Source organism: Streptomyces sp. NPDC094143, assembly GCF_040303825.1.
Taxonomy (GTDB): domain Bacteria; phylum Actinomycetota; class Actinomycetes; order Streptomycetales; family Streptomycetaceae; genus Streptomyces.
In genome coordinates, this window is sequence record NZ_JBEOTZ010000016.1 from 34,264 (window position 1) to 47,222 (window position 12,959).

Here is a 12,959-nt window from a genome sequence, read left to right on the forward strand (position 1 = left end):
GCGCAAGCGTCATCGAAACAGCACGGGTGGGGAGAGCACATGGACACCACGCAGCGGACCGACCAGCAACGGTCCGCCGACCGCCGACGGCGTGAACTGCTGGAGGCCGCCGACCGGGTGGTGCTGCGCGACGGCCCGCAGGCCTCGATGAACGCGATCGCGGCGGAGGCCGGCATCACCAAGCCGATCCTCTACCGGCACTTCGGCGACAAGGGCGGACTCTACGCGGCCCTTGCCAAACGGCACACGGACGCGCTGCTGGACTCGCTGCGGGCGGCGCTGGACGCGCCGGCGGACCGGCGCGAGCGGGTCGAGGCGACGCTCGACACGTACCTGACGGCCATCGAGGCGCGGCCCCAGGTGTACCGGTTCCTGATGCACCCGGCCGAGGGGGGCCAGCCGGGCGACCCGGGGTTCGATGTCGGCAAGCACAGCGCCCCGTTGCTGCGGCGGATGGGTGAGGAGCTGGCCCAGGTCATCGAGGAGCGGCTCGATCTGGGGCCGGGCGGGCAGCAGCTCGCGCGGGTGTGGGGGCACGGGATCGTCGGCATGATGCACGCGGCCGGGGACTGGTGGCTGGGGGAACGGCCCTGTTCCCGTGCGGAGTTGGTGCGCAGTCTTGCCGATCTGCTGTGGGGCCGGCTTGCGGCTGCGGGGGATCGGGTGGGGGGCCCGGGGTTCTGACCGTCGGGTTTCGGCTGACGGTCGGTGGGGGCGGCTCGCGCAGTTCCCCGCGCCCCTGAACTACACGTCCCGGCGCCAGGAAGACCTGGCCACCTGACGCATCAGCCTGCGGTGGCGCCAGCCCGTCAGGTGGTCCGCGTAGACGCGGCCCTCCAGGTGGTCGCACTCGTGCTGAAGACAGCGGGCGAAGAAGCCCGTGCCGTGGATCGTGACCGGGTCGCCGGTCATGGTGAAGCCCTCGACCACCGCGTGGTCGTACCGCTGCGTGCCCGCCTCCAGGCCCGGCAGGGACAGGCAGCCCTCCGGGCCGCGGATCACCACCCCGTCCGCCTCGACGAGGCGGGGGTTGACCACGTGGCCGAGGTGGCGGACGTCCTCGTCGTCGGGGCAGTCGTAGACGAAGACCCGCAGCGGCTCGCCGATCTGGTTGGCGGCCAGTCCGACGCCCCGGGCGGCGTACATCGTGGCGAACAAGTCCTCGACCAGCCGGGCCAGTCCGGGGCCGAAGTCGGTGACCTCCGCGCAGGGCGCGTGCAGGACGGGGGCGCCGTGCAGGGTGAGGGGTCTCACGCGGCCGCGGGCGCCGGGGATGGGGCTCTGTCGCATGGCCGCAAGAGTAAGGTCCTGTCGGTGCGCGCCTCCCACACGAGTTCGCCACAGTGCCGCGGTTCGGGAGTGCGAATGGATCTCGATAGGCTGAGGTCCACACCACGTGGCCGTCAGGCTTCAAGGCGCGGCGCGTACGCAAGGAGGATCGAGAACTGATGGCAGGCAACTCGGACCCGCTCTCGCCGCGGGCCAAGCTGGCCGTGACCGCGGGCAAGGCGGTCGCAGCGGCGTCCCGCGCGGCGGGACGCGGCAGCGGATCGGTCATCGGCGGCCGGGTGGCGCTGAAGCTCGATCCCGACCTCCTGGCCCGGCTGGCCCAGAACCTGGACGTGATCCTGGTCTCGGCGACCAACGGCAAGACCACCACCACCCGGCTCATCGCCGAGGCCCTGCGCGCGGCGGGACCGGTCGTCTCCAACGCGCTCGGCGCCAACATGCCGGCCGGCATCACCTCGGCGCTCGCCGGCGGCTCGGACGCCCGGTACGGCGTCATCGAGGTCGACGAGAAGTACCTGGCCGGCGTCGCCCGGGACACCGCCCCGAAGTGCATCGCGCTGCTGAACCTCTCGCGAGACCAGCTCGACCGCGCCGCCGAGACCCGCATGCTCGCCGAGAACTGGCGCGAGGGACTGGCGGGCTCCAAGGCCGTCGTCGTGGCCAACTGCGACGACCCGCTGGTGGTGTGGGCGGCGTCCTCCTCCCCCAACGTGATCTGGGTCGCCGCCGGGCAGATGTGGAAGGACGACGCCTGGTCCTGCCCGTCCTGCGGCGGCGTGATGCAGCGCCCGGGCGACGACTGGTTCTGCGGCGAGTGCGGCTTCCGCCGTCCGACGCCCAGCTGGGCGCTCTCCGGCGACCACGTCCTCGACCCGCACGGCTCGGCCTGGCCGATCCACCTCCAGCTGCCGGGCCGCGCCAACAAGGCCAACGCCGCCTCCTCGGCCGCCGTGGCCGCCGTGTTCGGGGTTCCTCCGCAGGTCGCGCTGGAGCGCATGTACCAGGTGCAGGCGGTGGCCGGACGGTACGACGTCGTCCAGTTCCAGGGCCGGGATTTGAGGCTCCTGCTCGCGAAGAACCCGGCCGGCTGGCTGGAGACGTTCTCCCTGATCGACCCCCCGCCCACGCCGGTCATCCTGTCGGTGAACGCGCGCTCCGCCGACGGTACCGACACCTCCTGGCTGTGGGACGTCGACTACACGCGCCTGTCCGGCCACCCGATCTGCGTCATCGGCGACCGGAGGCTGGACCTGGCGGTGCGCCTGGAGGTGGCCGACCAGCACTTCCAGGTCCACGAGAACCTCGACCAGGCCGTGGCCGCGTGCCCGCCGGGCCGGATCGAGGTCATCGCCAACTACACGGCGTTCCAGGACCTGCGCCGCCGCGTCGGCAACTGAGCACGAGACGTCAGGGGACTTTTGTGAGCGACAACCAACTGCGCATCGTCTGGATCTATCCCGACCTGCTCAGCACCTACGGCGACCAGGGCAACGTCCTCGTGGTGGAGCGCCGGGCGCGGCAGCGCGGCCTGGACGTGGCCCGGCTGGACGTGCGCAGCGACCAGCCGATCCCGACCTCCGGCGACATCTACCTGATCGGCGGCGGCGAGGACCGGCCGCAGCGCCTCGCGGCCGAGCGGCTGCGCCGGGACAGCGGACTGACCCGGGCCGTGGAGAACGGCGCCATCGTGTTCTCGGTGTGCGCCGGCTACCAGATCCTCGGCCACGAGTTCATCAACGACCTCGGCCAGCGCGAGCCCGGCCTCGGGCTGCTGGACGTGGTGTCGGTGCGCGGCGAGGGCGCGCGGTGCGTCGGTGACGTGCTGGGCGACGTCGACGAGCGCCTCGGGCTGCCGCCGCTGACCGGCTTCGAGAACCACCAGGGCGTCACCCACCTCGGCCCCACCGCCCGCCCGCTCGCCCGGGTGCGGTTCGGCAACGGCAACGGCACGGGCGACGGCACCGAGGGCGCGTACAACGACACCGTCTTCGGCACGTACATGCACGGTCCGGTGCTCGCGCGCAACCCGCTGATCGCGGACCTGCTGCTGAAGCTGGCCCTCGACGTCAACGCGCTGCCGCCGACCGACGACCGCTGGTACGAGGCGCTGCGCAACGAGCGCATCGCCGCTGCTCAGCAGCCCGCGTAGGCTCAGCGCCGCGGCGCGCCCGGGGCACGCGTCAACCTGCTGGTGGACAGCCCGTATGACGGCCCGTCCGCACAGGTGAGCGGGGTCGTCCAGCAGGCGGACGCGTGCTTCGGTCCGGCCCCTCGAAGCCGCTAGGGTGGCGGGGATTCCAGCCGGACAACGCGGTCCGGTCCCGGCCCACGTCGATAAGGTTTCTCGGGCTATGCGCATTGGTGTCCTCACGTCCGGCGGCGACTGCCCCGGCCTGAACGCCGTCATCCGGTCCGTCGTGCACCGCGCCGTCGTCGACCACGGCGACGAGGTCATCGGCTTCCGGGACGGCTGGAAGGGCCTCCTGGAGTGCGACTACCTCAAGCTCGACCTCGACGCGGTGGGCGGCATTCTCGCCCGCGGCGGCACGATTCTCGGCTCCTCCCGGGTCCAGCCCTCCCATCTGCGGGACGGTGTGGAGCGGGCCAGGGGCCATGTCGAGGAGCTCGGCCTCGACGCGATCATCCCCATCGGCGGTGAGGGCACGCTCAAGGCCGCGCGGCTGATGTCGGACAGTGGTCTGCCCGTCGTGGGTGTGCCGAAGACGATCGACAACGACATCGCGGTCACCGACGTCACCTTCGGCTTCGACACCGCCGTCGGGGTGGCGACCGAGGCGCTGGACCGCCTGAAGACCACGGCCGAGTCGCACCAGCGGGTCCTCGTGGTCGAGGTCATGGGCCGGCACACCGGCTGGATCGCGCTGCACTCCGGCATGGCGGCCGGCGCGCACGCCATCGTGGTGCCCGAGCGCCCCTTCGACATAGAGGAGCTGACCCGGCGGGTGGGCGAACGGTTCGAGGCGGGCAAGCGCTTCGCGATCGTGGTGGCGGCCGAGGGGGCCAAGCCACGCGCCGGGACCATGGAGTTCGACGAGGGCGGCAAGGACATCTACGGGCACGAGCGGTTCGCGGGCATCGCGCGCCAGCTGTCCGTGGAGCTGGAGGGGCGGCTGGGCAAGGAAGCGCGGCCGGTGATCCTCGGGCATGTGCAGCGGGGCGGTACGCCGACCGCGTATGACCGGGTGCTGGCCACGCGGTTCGGGTGGCACGCGGTGGAGGCGGTGCACCGGGGCGAGTTCGGGCAGATGACGGCGCTGCGCGGGACCGACATCGTGATGGTGCCGCTCGCCGACGCCGTCCAGACGCTGAAGACCGTGCCGGACGAGCGGTACGAGGAGGCGGAGACCGTTCTCTGAGGCTGCCGTAGTCGGCGGGTGCGGGCCGTTCGTGGCTTGTCGCGCAGTTCCCCGCGCCCCTGAGGTGTCGCACGCCCCCGGTCGTAACAGTCACCGGGGGCGGTTCTACTCTTGTGGGCGGACAACTTGCTGCACACCCCCACGAAACAGGAGCCGGCGGAATGGATCACAGCGGGCACGGCATGACCATGGATCTGCCGCCGTTCACGCTGGGGCGAGGTCTTCAGTGGTCGGCGGACCCGTTCTTCCTCCTCGCCTGCCTGGTGGGGCTGGCGCTGTACGGCTGGGGCGTCGTGCGGCTGACGCGGCGCGGGGACAAGTGGCCCGTCGGCCGGACCGTCGCCTACGCCCTGGGGGTGCTGAGCATCATGCTCATGATGTGCACCCAGCTGAACGACTACGGCATGGTCATGTTCAGCGTGCACATGGTGCAGCACATGGTGATCAGCATGGTCTCGCCCATCCTCATCCTGCTCGGGGCGCCGATCACCCTGGCGCTGCGGGCGCTGCCGACGGCGGGGCGGGGCCGCAAGGGACCGCGCGAGCTGCTGCTGATGTTCCTGCACAGCCGGTACATGCGGATCGTCACGCACCCGGCGTTCACGATCCCGCTGTTCATCGCGAGCCTGTACGGGCTGTACTTCACCCCGCTGTTCGACACGCTGATGGGCTCCAAGGCCGGGCACATCGCGATGATGGTGCACTTCCTCGCCGTCGGCCTGGTGTTCTTCTGGCCGATCATGGGCGTGGACCCGGGCCCGCACCGGCCGGGCTACCTGATGCGGATGCTGGAGCTGTTCGCGGGCATGCCCTTCCACGCCTTCTTCGGGATCGCGCTGATGATGGCGTCCCAGCCGATGGTGGCGACGTTCGAGAACCCGCCCGCCTCGCTCGGCATCGAGGCGCTGTCGGACCAGAACGCGGCGGGCGGCATCGCCTGGGCGTTCAGCGAGATCCCGTCCGTGCTGGTCCTGATCGCGCTGCTGTTCCAGTGGTACGCCTCGGAGCAGCGTCAGGCCAGGCGCACGGACCGGGCCGCCGAGCGGGACGGCGACAAGGAACTGGAGGCGTACAACGCCTACCTGGCCTCGCTGAACACGCAGGGGCGCTGAAACCGGCTCGTGTACGGCCCGTGCGCGCCGGGCGCCCGCCGGGCACCATGGAGGGACCGGACCACGAGGAGGGTGCCGCGATGCCAGGTTCCACGAACGGTTCCACGAACGGCTCCAGCGGGACGAAGACCATGGGGGTGCTCACCGTGGGCGGCCTCGTCGTGGTGACGGCCTACACGGTGGCGCTCGGCAGCAACGGCTGGCTGTGGTTCGGCTGGGTCGTCCTGGGCCTGATCACCCTGGGCATGGTGGTCACCACACGCAGCACCTGACGGCTCACTCGCGGGTCAGCCGGCCCGCCGAGTGCACCCCCGGCTGGTACTTCGGCAGGCGGACGGTGATCTTCATGCCGGCACCGACGGCGGTCTCGATGACCAGGCCGTGGTCGTCGCCGTAGACCTGGCGTAGCCGGTCGTCGACGTTGGACAGGCCGATGCCGCCGGAGGGGCTGGCCTCGCGGGCGAGGATACGGCGCAGCAGTCCGGGGTCCATGCCCGCGCCGTCGTCCTCGATGACGACCAGGGCCTCGGCTCCCGCGTCCTGCGCGGTGATCTGGATGTGGCACTTGCCCGAGGGGACGGCCTTGCCCTCCAGGCCGTGCTTGACGGCGTTCTCGACGAGCGGCTGCAGGCACAGGAAGGGCAGGGCGACCGGCAGCACCTCCGGCGCTATCTGGAGGGTGACGGAGAGCCGGTCGCCGAAGCGGGCGCGCACCAGGGCCAGGTAGTGGTCGATGGCGTGCAGCTCGTCGGCGAGGGTGGTGAAGTCGCCGTGCCGGCGGAACGAGTAGCGGGTGAAGTCGGCGAACTCCAGGAGCAGCTCGCGGGCGCGCTCGGGGTCGGTGCGCACGAAGCTCGCGATCACCGCGAGCGAGTTGAAGATGAAGTGCGGGGAGATCTGGGCGCGCAGCGCCTTGATCTCGGCCTCGATGAGGCGGGTGCGCGACTGGTCGAGGTCCGCCAGTTCCAGCTGCACCGACACCCAGCGGGCGACCTCCCCGGCGGCCCGGACCAGGACGGCGGACTCGCGGGGCGCACAGGCGACCAGGGCGCCGTGCACCCGGTCGTCGACGGTGAGCGGGGCGACGACCGCCCAGCGCACCGAGCAGTCCAGGCTGTCGCAGGTGAGCCGGAAGGCCTCGCCTCGGCCGGTGTCCAGGGGGCCCGCGAGGCGTTCCATGATCTCGGTGCGGTGGTGGGCGCCGTCGCCGTCCCAGACCAGGACCTGTTCCCGGTCGGTGAGGCAGAGGGCGTCGGTGCCGAGCAGGGAGCGCAGTTTGCGGGCGGACTTGCGGGCGGTCTCCTCCGTGAGGCCGGACCGCAGCGGGGGCGCGGCGAGGGAGGCGGTGTGCAGAGTCTCGAAGGTGGCGTGCTCGACGGGGGTGCCGAGGCCGGCGAGGCTCTTGGCCCGGGCGGTGCGCCGGCCGAGCCAGACGCCGAGGGCCAGGACCGGGAGCACGGCGACGCACAGCCCGGCCAGGAAGTCGCTCATGCCGTCACCTCCGTCCGCAGTTCCTCGGGCAGGTGGAAGCGGGCCAGGACCGCGGCCGTGCCCGGCGGGACACGGCCGGGGGTGGCGAGGGACACCAGGATCATGGTGAGGAAGCCCAGCGGCACCGACCACAGGGCGGGCCAGGCGAGCAGGGCGTGCAGGGCGGCGCCCCGGCCCGGGTATCCCGCCATGGTCGCGGCGACCGCGAGCAGGGCGGAGCCGCCCCCGACCAGCATCCCGGCGGCGGCGCCGGGCGGGGTCAGCCGCCGCCACCAGATGCCGAGGACCAGGAGCGGGCAGAACGAGGACGCGGACACCGCGAAGGCGAGGCCGACGGCGTCGGCGACCGGGAGCCCGCCGACCAGAACGCTCGCCGCGAGGGGCACGGCCATGGCCAGGACGGTCCCGAGCCGGAAGTGCCGCACGCCCCGGGACGGCAGCACGTCCTGGGTGAGGACGCCCGCGACGGCCATGGTCAGGCCCGAGGCCGTGGACAGGAACGCGGCGAAGGCGCCGCCCGCGACCAGGGCTCCCAGGAGATCGCCGCCCACTCCCCCGATCATCCGGTCGGGCAGCAGGAGCACGGCGGCGTCCGGGTCCCCGGTGAGGGTCAGTTCGGGAGCGTAGAGGCGGCCCAGGGCGCCGTAGACGGGGGGCAGGAGGTAGAAGGCGCCGATCAGGCCGAGGACGGCGACGGTGGTGCGGCGGGCGGCCACGCCGTGCGGACTGGTGTAGAAGCGGACCACGACGTGGGGCAGGCCCATGGTGCCGAGGAACGTGGCGAGGATCAGCCCGTAGGTGGCGTACAGGGGGCGTTCGGCGCGGCTCTCGGCCTGCGACGGGGAGAGGTCACCGCCCTGCGTGCGCTCGGCCGCGGGGACGGTGGCGCCCTCGGCGAAGGTGAGCCGGGTGCCGCGTTCGATGTGGTGGGTGCCGGCGGGGAGGTCGAGGCGGGTGCCGGTGTGGGTGCGGCCGTCGACGGTGCCGGAGACCGTGACGGTCAGGGGCCGGTCCAGTTTCAGGTCGACGCTGTCGTCGACGCGGACGACCCGCTGCTCGCGGAAGGTGGCCGGTTCGTCGAAGGCGTGGCGCGGGGCGCCGTCGCCCTGCCAGGCGAGGACCAGGAAGAGGGCGGGGACGAGGAGGGCGGTGAGCTTCAGCCAGTACTGGAAGGCCTGGACGAAGGTGATGCTGCGCATGCCGCCGGCGGCCACGGTCGCCGTGACGACGACGGCGACGATCACGCCGCCCAGCCAGTCGGGCGCCCCGGTCAGCACGGTCAGGGTGAGCCCGGCGCCCTGCAGCTGGGGCAGCAGGTAGAGCCAGCCGACGCCGACGACGAAGGCGCCCGCAAGCCGCCGTACGGCCTGGGAGGCGAGGCGGGCCTCGGCGAAGTCGGGGAGCGTGTAGGCGCCGGAGCGGCGCAGCGGGGCGGCGACGAAGAGCAGCAGGACGAGGTAGCCGGCGGTGTAGCCGACCGGGTACCAGAGCATGTCGGGGCCCTGGACCAGGACCAGGCCGGCTATGCCGAGGAAGGAGGCGGCGGAGAGGTACTCGCCGCTGATGGCGGCGGCGTTCAGACGCGGGCCGACGGTGCGGGAGGCGACGTAGAAGTCCGAGGTGGTGCGGGAGATGCGCAGGCCGAAGGCGCCGACAAGGACCGTGGCGACGACGACCAGGGCGACGGCGGGGACGGCGTAGCTGGAGTTCATGGGCGTGGCGTCAGCGGTCCTCGACGAGGCGGACGAAGTCGCGCTCGTTGCGCTCGGCGCGGCGGACGTACCAGCGGGCGAGCAGGACCAGCGGGAGGTAGAGGCCGAAGCCGAGGACGGCCCACTCCAGGCGGCGGGCGTCGGGCAGGGCGGCGAAGAGCAGCGGCAGCGGGCCGACGAGCAGGCCGAGGACCGCGAAGACGATGAGGGCGGCGCGCAGCTGGGTGCGCATCAGGGAGCGGACGTAGGTGTGGCCGAGGGTGGTCTGCTCGTCGATCTCGGTGCGCGGGCGGTAGTAACTCGACGTCCTGCGGATCCGCCGGGGCGGGCCGGTGACGACGACGCGGCGTTCGGTGTGGTCCTGGGGCACCGTCACGTCCTCCTCATGAGCAGCTCGCGCAGTTCGCGGGTGTGACGCCGACTGACCTGGAGTTCCTCGGAGCCGACGAGGACGCTCACGGTGCCGGCGTCGAGGCGGAGTTCGCCGATGTGGCGCAGGGCGACGAGGTGGCGGCGGTGGATGCGGACGAAGCCGCGCGAGCGCCAGCGCTCCTCCAGGGTGGACAGCGGGATGCGGACCAGGTGGCTGCCCTTGTCGGTGTGCAGGCGGGCGTAGTCGCCCTGGGCCTCGACGTGGGTGATGTCCTCGACGGCGACGAAGCGGGTCACGCCGCCGAGCTCGACGGGTATGTGGTCCGGGTCGGGTTCGCTCACGGGGATGCGGGGCGTGGCGCCGCGCAGCTCGGCGGCCCGGCGGACGGCTTCGGCGAGGCGTTCCTTGCGGACGGGCTTGAGGACGTAGTCGACGGCCTTGAGGTCGAAGGCCTGGACGGCGAAATCCTCGTGGGCGGTGACGAACACGACGAGCGGCGGGCGGGCGAAGCCGGTGAGCAGCCGGGCCAGGTCGAGGCCGTCGAGGCCTGGCATCTGGATGTCGAGGAAGACGACGTCGATGGCCTCGGGCCCGCCCGGGCCGGACTCCAGGGCGCGGTTGATGCGGCGCAGTGCCTCGGTCGCGTCGCCGGCGCCCTCCGCGCTGCCGATGCGGGGATCGGCCTGCAGCAGGTAGAGCAGTTCCTCGAGCGAGGGGCGTTCGTCGTCGACAGCCAGGGCGCGCAGCATGAAGTCGGAGTGTAGGGGCGATCCCCGCTGTCCGGACACGTGGATACAGTGCCCGCATGAACAGCAGGCCGTCCACGGCGTTCGACGAGCTCGACCGGAAGATCGTCACCGCCTTGATGGCGAACGCCCGGACGTCGTTCGCGGAGATCGGCACGGCGATCGGGCTGTCGGCCACGGCGGTCAAGCGGCGGGTCGACCGGCTGCGGGAGACGGGCGTGATCACCGGGTTCACGGCGACGGTGAAGCCGTCGGCGCTGGGCTGGCGCACGGAGGCCTACGTCGAGGTGTACTGCGAGGGCGCCGCTCCGCCGCGGCGGCTGGCCGAGGTGGTGCGCGACTACCCGGAGATCGCCGCGGCGATGACGGTGACCGGCGGCGCGGACGCGCTGCTGCACGTGCGGGCGCGGGACGTGGAGCACTTCGAGGAGGTGCTGGAGCGGATCCGGCAGGAACCGTTCATCCGGAAGACGATCAGCGTGATGGTGCTGTCCCATCTGCTGCCGGATAGTCCGGAGGCCGGGGCCAGCCACCCGGCGCCCCAGTAGCGCCCGAGTGGCGCAGCGGACGTGCGCCGGCCGACCGGAAGACGCAGCGTTCCTGCGTGGACGCGCAAGCTTTGTTTCTTGTCGGCTCCCCCTGTCGCTTCCTACCGTTGTGTCAACCATCAGTCACACACCGTGAGGAAGCGGAGGGACCCCTTCGTGCCCGACTCCCGTGTGCCGCGCCGGCGGCGCTACCTCGTCTGCGAACCCAGACACTTCGCCGTGCAGTACGCGATCAACCCCTGGATGCGCCCCGACGAACCCGTCGACGTGCTCCGGGCCCTGGACCAGTGGCAGGCGCTGGTCGACACCTACCGTGCCCACGGCCATACCGTGGACAGCGTGAAACCCGTTCCCGGCCTGCCCGACATGGTCTTCGCCGCGAACGCGGCGGTCGTGGTCGACGGCCGCGTCTTCGGCTCGCTCTTCCACGCGCCCGAGCGCCGGCCCGAGTCCGTGCCCTACGAGGCGTGGTTCAAGACGGAGGGCTACGAGGTCTACCACCCCGAGTCGGTCTGCGAGGGCGAGGGCGATCTGGTCCCGGCCGGGCGCTGGATCCTCGCCGGGACGGGCTTCCGCACGACCCGGCAGGCGCACAGCGAGGTCCAGGAGTACTTCGGGGTGCCGGTGATCGGCCTGACGCTGGTGGATCCGTACTTCTACCACCTGGACACGGCCCTTTTCGTCCTCGACGACGAGCACGACGGGAACATCGCCTACTACCCCGAGGCGTTCTCGCCGGGCAGCCGCGAGGTGCTGGCCCGGCTGTACCCGGACGCGCTGCTCGCCACCCGCGAGGACGCGATGGCGTTCGGGCTCAACTCCGTCTCCGACGGGCGCCACGTCTTCATCTCACCCGGGGCGACGGGCCTGGCCGGGCAGCTGGCCGACCGCGGCTACGTCCCCGTCCCCGTCGACCTGTCCGAGTTCCACAAGGCCGGGGGCGGCATCAAGTGCTGCACCCAGGAGATCCGGGAGATCCGCTCATGACCGCACCCGTCACCACCCGTGGCCCCCAGGACACCCCCGGCCCGCGGGGCGGCCGCGGCTCCGAGGAGCTCATCCGCGCGGAGGAACCGGTCCTCGCGCACAACTACCACCCGCTGCCCGTGGTCGTCGCCCGCGCCGAGGGCACCTGGGTGGAGGACGTGGAGGGCCGCCGCTACCTCGACATGCTGGCCGGCTACTCCGCCCTCAACTTCGGCCACCGGCACCCGGCGCTGGTCGAGGCGGCCCACCGTCAGCTGGACCGGCTGACCCTGACCTCGCGGGCCTTCCACAACGACCGGCTCGCGGAGTTCGCCGAGCGGCTGGCCGCGCTCACCGGGCAGGACATGGTGCTGCCGATGAACACCGGCGCGGAGGCGGTGGAGAGCGGTGTGAAGGTGGCTCGCAAGTGGGCCTACGACGTCAAGGGCGTGCCGGCGGACCGGGCCACGATCGTGGTGGCCGCGGACAACTTCCACGGCCGGACGACGACGATCGTCAGCTTCTCCACGGACGAGACCGCGCGGACCGGCTTCGGGCCCTTCACCCCGGGCTTCCGGATCGTGCCGTACAACGACCTGGCCGCGCTGGAGGCGGCGGTCGACGAGACGACGGCGGCGGTGCTGATCGAGCCGATCCAGGGCGAGGCCGGGGTGATCGTCCCGGACGACGGCTATCTGGCCGGCGTGCGCGAGCTGACCCGCCGCAAGGGCTGTCTGTTCGTGGCGGACGAGATCCAGTCCGGGCTCGGCCGGACGGGCAGCACGCTGGCGGTCGAGCACGAGTCGGTGGTGCCGGACGTGGTGCTGCTGGGCAAGGCGCTGGGCGGCGGCATCGTGCCGGTGTCGGCGGTGGTCGGGCGCCGGGAGGTGCTCGGGGTGCTGCACCCGGGCGAGCACGGCTCGACCTTCGGCGGCAACCCGCTGGCGGCCGCGGTCGGCACGGCGGTGGTCGGACTGCTGGAGACCGGCGAGTTCCAGCGCCGGGCGGCCGACCTGGGCGTGATCCTGCGCGAGGGCCTGGCCCGACTGGTGGGCAGGGGCGTGGTCGGCTTCCGCGCGCGCGGCCTGTGGGCGGGCGTCGACATCGACCCCGCGCTCGGCACCGGGCGCGAGATCAGTGAGCGCCTCATGGGCGAGGGGGTCCTGGTGAAGGACACCCACGGCTCGACGATCCGCCTGGCACCGCCGCTGACCATCACCGGCGAGGAGCTCCAGGGGGCGCTCGGGGCCGTGGAGAAGGTCCTCGGTTAGGCGGGCCGCAGACCGCGGGCCGGGCGGGCGGCTGCCCGGCCCACGCCTCCCCGACCGGCCCTGCACAAGCCGC

General features: G+C 72.4%; 14 protein-coding genes. 9 read left to right on the forward strand and 5 right to left on the reverse strand.

Annotation, left to right across the window (positions count from 1 at the left end; all coding sequences use genetic code 11):
- Window positions 1-39 precede the first annotated feature (39 nt).
- Window positions 40-684, forward strand: a complete 645-nt coding sequence (locus ABTZ58_RS21030) for a TetR/AcrR family transcriptional regulator (protein ID WP_351358631.1) — start codon at window positions 40-42, stop codon at window positions 682-684.
- Between the two features lie 60 nt (window positions 685-744).
- Here ABTZ58_RS21030 and def read toward each other — a convergent pair whose 3' ends face one another.
- On the reverse strand, window positions 745-1,290 hold the full coding sequence (gene def, locus ABTZ58_RS21035) for a peptide deformylase (RefSeq protein ID WP_351358634.1): 546 nt from the start codon (window positions 1,288-1,290) through the stop codon (window positions 745-747).
- Window positions 1,291-1,448: 158 nt separating this feature from the next.
- Between def and ABTZ58_RS21040 the strand changes: the two genes are divergently transcribed.
- From ABTZ58_RS21040 to ABTZ58_RS21060, 5 genes are all read left to right on the forward strand, one after another.
- Window positions 1,449-2,687 carry a MurT ligase domain-containing protein gene (locus ABTZ58_RS21040; RefSeq protein WP_351358637.1) on the forward strand — a complete coding sequence of 413 codons (1,239 nt, stop codon included), beginning with the start codon at window positions 1,449-1,451 and terminating at the stop codon, window positions 2,685-2,687.
- Window positions 2,688-2,710: 23 nt separating this feature from the next.
- Window positions 2,711-3,439, forward strand: coding sequence for a type 1 glutamine amidotransferase (locus ABTZ58_RS21045; RefSeq protein ID WP_351358640.1), 729 nt, complete (start codon window positions 2,711-2,713; stop codon window positions 3,437-3,439).
- 202 nt (window positions 3,440-3,641) lie between these two features.
- A complete protein-coding gene (locus ABTZ58_RS21050; protein WP_351358643.1) occupies window positions 3,642-4,667 on the forward strand; it encodes a 6-phosphofructokinase in 1,026 nt (341 codons plus the stop codon).
- 161 nt (window positions 4,668-4,828) lie between these two features.
- Entirely contained in the window at window positions 4,829-5,779 is a 951-nt protein-coding gene (locus tag ABTZ58_RS21055; RefSeq protein WP_351358646.1) for a cytochrome c oxidase assembly protein, read from the forward strand.
- A gap of 80 nt (window positions 5,780-5,859) precedes the next feature.
- Window positions 5,860-6,051, forward strand: a complete 192-nt coding sequence (locus ABTZ58_RS21060; RefSeq protein WP_309096777.1) for a hypothetical protein — start codon at window positions 5,860-5,862, stop codon at window positions 6,049-6,051.
- Window positions 6,052-6,055: 4 nt separating this feature from the next.
- On the opposite strand, the gene ABTZ58_RS21065 is transcribed toward ABTZ58_RS21060, so the two are convergent.
- From ABTZ58_RS21065 to ABTZ58_RS21080, 4 genes are read right to left on the reverse strand one after another with little or no spacing between them, the layout of a single operon-like run.
- Window positions 6,056-7,270, reverse strand: a complete 1,215-nt coding sequence (locus ABTZ58_RS21065; protein WP_351358649.1) for a sensor histidine kinase — start codon at window positions 7,268-7,270, stop codon at window positions 6,056-6,058.
- Window positions 7,267-8,982: a sodium/solute symporter gene (locus tag ABTZ58_RS21070; RefSeq protein WP_351358652.1), complete on the reverse strand. Its 1,716-nt coding sequence runs from the start codon at window positions 8,980-8,982 to the stop codon at window positions 7,267-7,269. The genes ABTZ58_RS21065 and ABTZ58_RS21070 overlap by 4 nt, the downstream gene beginning before the upstream one ends.
- 10 nt (window positions 8,983-8,992) lie before the next feature.
- Window positions 8,993-9,352 carry a hypothetical protein gene (locus ABTZ58_RS21075; protein ID WP_351359022.1) on the reverse strand — a complete coding sequence of 120 codons (360 nt, stop codon included), beginning with the start codon at window positions 9,350-9,352 and terminating at the stop codon, window positions 8,993-8,995.
- Window positions 9,353-9,354: 2 nt separating this feature from the next.
- On the reverse strand, window positions 9,355-10,104 hold the full coding sequence (locus ABTZ58_RS21080; RefSeq protein WP_351358655.1) for a LytR/AlgR family response regulator transcription factor: 750 nt from the start codon (window positions 10,102-10,104) through the stop codon (window positions 9,355-9,357).
- A gap of 56 nt (window positions 10,105-10,160) precedes the next feature.
- On the opposite strand from ABTZ58_RS21080, the gene ABTZ58_RS21085 reads away from it, so the two are divergent.
- The 3 genes from ABTZ58_RS21085 (at window position 10,161) to rocD (ending at window position 12,886) form a co-directional block, all read left to right on the forward strand.
- Entirely contained in the window at window positions 10,161-10,649 is a 489-nt protein-coding gene (locus tag ABTZ58_RS21085; protein WP_351358658.1) for an Lrp/AsnC family transcriptional regulator, read from the forward strand.
- Between the two features lie 156 nt (window positions 10,650-10,805).
- On the forward strand, window positions 10,806-11,636 hold the full coding sequence (gene ddaH, locus ABTZ58_RS21090) for a dimethylargininase (RefSeq protein WP_351358661.1): 831 nt from the start codon (window positions 10,806-10,808) through the stop codon (window positions 11,634-11,636).
- On the forward strand, window positions 11,633-12,886 hold the full coding sequence (rocD, locus tag ABTZ58_RS21095) for an ornithine--oxo-acid transaminase (protein WP_351358664.1): 1,254 nt from the start codon (window positions 11,633-11,635) through the stop codon (window positions 12,884-12,886). The genes ddaH and rocD overlap by 4 nt, the downstream gene beginning before the upstream one ends.
- The last annotated feature ends 73 nt before the right edge of the window (window positions 12,887-12,959 follow it).

Coding starts and splice junctions, on each gene's coding strand:
- ABTZ58_RS21030 (WP_351358631.1), top strand. CDS start 40: ATGGACACCACGCAGCGGACCGACCAGCAACGGTCCGCCGACCGCCGA.
- def (WP_351358634.1), bottom strand. CDS start 1,290: ATGCGACAGAGCCCCATCCCCGGCGCCCGCGGCCGCGTGAGACCCCTC.
- ABTZ58_RS21040 (WP_351358637.1), top strand. CDS start 1,449: ATGGCAGGCAACTCGGACCCGCTCTCGCCGCGGGCCAAGCTGGCCGTG.
- ABTZ58_RS21050 (WP_351358643.1), top strand. CDS start 3,642: ATGCGCATTGGTGTCCTCACGTCCGGCGGCGACTGCCCCGGCCTGAAC.
- ABTZ58_RS21055 (WP_351358646.1), top strand. CDS start 4,829: ATGGATCACAGCGGGCACGGCATGACCATGGATCTGCCGCCGTTCACG.
- ABTZ58_RS21060 (WP_309096777.1), top strand. CDS start 5,860: ATGCCAGGTTCCACGAACGGTTCCACGAACGGCTCCAGCGGGACGAAG.
- ABTZ58_RS21065 (WP_351358649.1), bottom strand. CDS start 7,270: ATGAGCGACTTCCTGGCCGGGCTGTGCGTCGCCGTGCTCCCGGTCCTG.
- ABTZ58_RS21070 (WP_351358652.1), bottom strand. CDS start 8,982: ATGAACTCCAGCTACGCCGTCCCCGCCGTCGCCCTGGTCGTCGTCGCC.
- ABTZ58_RS21080 (WP_351358655.1), bottom strand. CDS start 10,104: ATGCTGCGCGCCCTGGCTGTCGACGACGAACGCCCCTCGCTCGAGGAA.
- ABTZ58_RS21085 (WP_351358658.1), top strand. CDS start 10,161: ATGAACAGCAGGCCGTCCACGGCGTTCGACGAGCTCGACCGGAAGATC.
- rocD (WP_351358664.1), top strand. CDS start 11,633: ATGACCGCACCCGTCACCACCCGTGGCCCCCAGGACACCCCCGGCCCG.